The sequence below is a fragment of the Acrocarpospora macrocephala genome (assembly GCF_009687865.1).
Taxonomy (GTDB): Bacteria; Actinomycetota; Actinomycetes; order Streptosporangiales; family Streptosporangiaceae; genus Acrocarpospora; species Acrocarpospora macrocephala.
Map to the genome: position 1 here is coordinate 1 of NZ_BLAE01000147.1, position 3,167 is coordinate 3,167.

3 protein-coding genes are annotated in these 3,167 nt (G+C 65.6%); 2 read left to right on the forward strand and 1 reads right to left on the reverse strand.

Translation table 11 applies throughout. The annotated features are described in order from the left end of the window. Positions 1-306 precede the first annotated feature (306 nt). Together Amac_RS53310 and Amac_RS53315 are read left to right on the forward strand one after the other, a co-directional pair. The gene (locus Amac_RS53310) at positions 307-1,041 is read left to right on the forward strand and encodes a hypothetical protein (RefSeq protein WP_155362066.1); all 735 of its coding nucleotides are present in this window, start codon (positions 307-309) and stop codon (positions 1,039-1,041) included. Between the two features lie 69 nt (positions 1,042-1,110). Then, the gene (locus Amac_RS53315; RefSeq protein WP_155362067.1) at positions 1,111-1,272 is read left to right on the forward strand and encodes a CsbD family protein; all 162 of its coding nucleotides are present in this window, start codon (positions 1,111-1,113) and stop codon (positions 1,270-1,272) included. Positions 1,273-1,311: 39 nt separating this feature from the next. On the opposite strand, the gene Amac_RS53320 is transcribed toward Amac_RS53315, so the two are convergent. Beyond that, a complete protein-coding gene (locus Amac_RS53320) occupies positions 1,312-1,986 on the reverse strand; it encodes a nucleotidyl transferase AbiEii/AbiGii toxin family protein (RefSeq protein ID WP_155362068.1) in 675 nt (224 codons plus the stop codon). Between the last annotated feature and the right edge of the window lie 1,181 nt (positions 1,987-3,167).

A 3,167-nucleotide genomic window follows, 5' to 3' on the forward strand; every position in this document is an offset into this window, starting at 1 on the left:
GGAGAACCACGCGGATCAAGCCGCCGCTTCGTTCGGACGATCACGGCGATGGCGGGGTCGGGCGGAGCCCGAGGGAACGAAGGGTCGGGCGGGTGGGAGAACCCTGGATCGGCTGCCGCTTCGTTCGCGCGACCAAGGTGCTGGCGGGGTCGGGCGGAGCCCGTGGGAAATCAAAGGTAGGTGGGAGATCTTCTGGTGACCGGGGGCTTCCTGGCATAAGAGGGCGGGTTGCTCGCCGTTATCTGGCGCCGTTGTCGCTGCGCTCTGGGAGGCCAGAGGCTGGGTACCATCGAAGATCGGGGCATTATGACTGAACTCTTCCAGCGCGGCATCGTCGATACGCAACGGTTGCCGCTGTTCGCGTTCTTCGTGGCGTTGATCGTGGCTTTCGTGTTCACGAGGATCAACGTGCGGTTGATCCGGGCGGAGACGCGCTGGTGGTTCAAGAACGTCAACGTGGGCGACATGCACATCCACCACGTGGTGTTCGGGGTGGTGCTGATGCTGCTCGGCGGGGTGGCCGGGCTGATCGTCTCGGGGGTATCGGTCGGGTGGCACGCGGTCACGGCGGCGGTCTTCGGGGTCGGGTCCGCGCTGGTGCTGGATGAGTTCGCGCTGATCCTGCACCTGCGCGATGTCTACTGGGCCGAGGAGGGCCGCACGTCGGTGGACGCGGTGTTCGTGGCCATCGCGGTCACCGGCCTGCTCCTGCTCGGCCGCCGCCCGCTCGACTGGACCGTCTCGGACGGGATCGGGGCGGGCACGGCCTTTCTCGTCCTGAACCTGGTCTTCGCCGTGATCACCCTGCTCAAAGGCAAGATCTGGAGCGGCCTGGTCGGCCTGTTCGTCCCCGTCTTCGGCTATGTCGGCGCGGTACGGCTCGCGCGTCCCGGCTCGCCGTGGGCCCACTGGTTCTACACAGGCAACGACCGCAAGCTGGCCCGCGCCCTCCACCGCGAGGAGCGCTGGCGCCGCCCGGTGATCCGAGCCAAAATCGCCGTTCAGGAATTCGTGTCAGGACGGCATGACCTCCCGCGTTAACCGAAAGCGTTAACGGAGGGTCGTCGTGGGCAGACGAATGGTATGCGACTCATCACGAAATTTCGGGAAATGAAGGCTATGGTCAAGCAGCGGCTGGGGGCTCGGACCGGGAACCGGCGGCTGGCGGCCGAAGGCCGTACCGAGACGGCGGAGGCGCGGCTGCTCCGGACCAAGGACAAGATCAAGGCCACGGCTCGGAAGATCCGCAGGGAGTTCCGCTCCGCCCGGTGACGTCAGGGCTGGGCCCCGGAAGGATCTTGGGTTGATGTCCTATTCGAAGGGGTCGATTTCGGTTTCTTCGGCGATGCGCATCGTCAGGTCCTCGTACCAGAGCAGGGTGAAGCGCTTGACTCGGGCTATCTGCTCCGGGGGGAGGCCGTACTCGGCGTAGGCGTCCTCGTCGTACACGAGGGCGGTCTCCAACTCGAAAGCCAACCCTTGCTGGGTGAAGCCCTCCTCGAAGTGCGCGCCCAGGCGTTCCAGGTCATCGAAGGAATACCGCTCGCTCAGGGCGGTCGCGTCGATGAGGTCCCGGGGGAGCGCCCGGTTCAGCACCGCCCCCACCTTCATGCCCGCGACATCGTCCAGATCCGCCACCGGCCGGTCGTCGATCAGCACCGGCGGCCGCTGCAGCGGTGCCTTGAGCACATTGACCGGGCAGTCCTGCTCGGGCACCACCGGATCCGAGACCACCATCCTGGCCTGCAGCGGGCTCCCCGGCCGCTGCTTCACCGCCAGCCCGTCCTCCCGCAACGCCTCGGCCACCTGGTCGGCGATGTCAACCAGCGGCAACTCACTGACCGTGACAAAGTCCAGCCCTCGACTCGGCCGCTCGACCAGCCCATGCGCCCGCAGCGCGTACGCCCCGGCCAGGCGCAGGCCGTAGCTCGGGTCCACCTCGCACACGGCGTCGAGAACCCGCTCATAAAAGGGCGTCAGCCGCATCACCGCAGAATCCGCGTGGGCCGGTTCCCGACCGGCAACGACCTGACCGGCAACGACGAGAACGCTCGAATCGTCATGATCGCAGTATGCCCGTCCTGATCAGGCCGTATCCAGCGGATCCCACGGCTTCGGCCGAGGGGCCTAAGAGAACGAGCGGTTCGCCGGTATAGAAATACGCTCTGGGTTCCCGAGCACCTCTCTCTTCAGCTCGTCCAGCCCCAGGACCAGGACGTTTCCCGTGTAGATCACGTCGGCTTGGCGGTTGAGGAGATCTCGGGATCGGTGAAGCTTCTCCCTCTTCGTTGAGCTTCTTGTAGCCGTGGCGAAGACGAGGAGGCGCGTGCCATGCCCCGCCAAGGACATCGTGGTGTGTCTCCGGGCGGATCACCCCCCGGCCGTAACCGAAAAGATCACGGAACCGGCGAGAGAACCCGGCTCCCTTGCCCATCTCCCACCGCGTGATTTTGTGGGCTGGGCTTCGTCGGGCCTCGGGGCACGCCTCGATCACCGAGACTATGGACTCTACGGGCACCTCCCACCGCCATCGGCGCCGCGTTCGCGTTGACTGGCGTTGACGCTTCTCCAGATGTCGACGAAAACGTTGATTTCCGGCCTCAGCGACGTCCCAGAAGACCGCCTGACCCAGAGTTTGCCTGGTTTCGGTCTTTCTACTATGCGGCCGAGACAGCGCGGGGACAGGTTCAAGCGCAGGGGCAGGTTCAGATGTCGGATCGCTTTCGTAAGGACCGGGTGCGTAGAGGCCCAGATCCCAACGGCATACGTCCCGAAGTTTCGGGATCAGGCCCTGTGTGTTGGAGACAAGTCTGGGCCGAAGGAATTCTCACTTTGTGAGGCCGAGGGCGATGAGCGGGTTGTGGAAGTCGTCGCGTGCCCAGCGGGTGCCTTCGGCGATGTTGGTGAAGTTCAGCAGGCGTAGCGCGCCGATCGCGTAGCTACGCATGGTGGCGCGCCGATCGCGTGGCTACGCATGGCGGGCCAGGATCGACCCTTCACGCGCTGTCTCAGGATCGGAGAACTCCCTCAACCCCTGGATTCCCGGCCTGGGTGGGTGGCGCTCTCGTGCCGGCCGGTTTCAGCGCCGGAACCGTCCGGCGAAGCGGTTCCTTTTCCCGAGGTAGAGAAGGGTCCAGGTGCCGTCGTGGTTGCGGCGGGTGCGGTAG

What these genes read in the sequence shown, in the direction of transcription:
- Amac_RS53310 (WP_155362066.1), top strand. Translation starts at nt 307, where the DNA reads ATGACTGAACTCTTCCAGCGCGGCATCGTCGATACGCAACGGTTGCCG.
- Amac_RS53315 (WP_155362067.1), top strand. Translation starts at nt 1,111, where the DNA reads ATGAAGGCTATGGTCAAGCAGCGGCTGGGGGCTCGGACCGGGAACCGG.
- Amac_RS53320 (WP_155362068.1), bottom strand. Translation starts at nt 1,986, where the DNA reads ATGCGGCTGACGCCCTTTTATGAGCGGGTTCTCGACGCCGTGTGCGAG.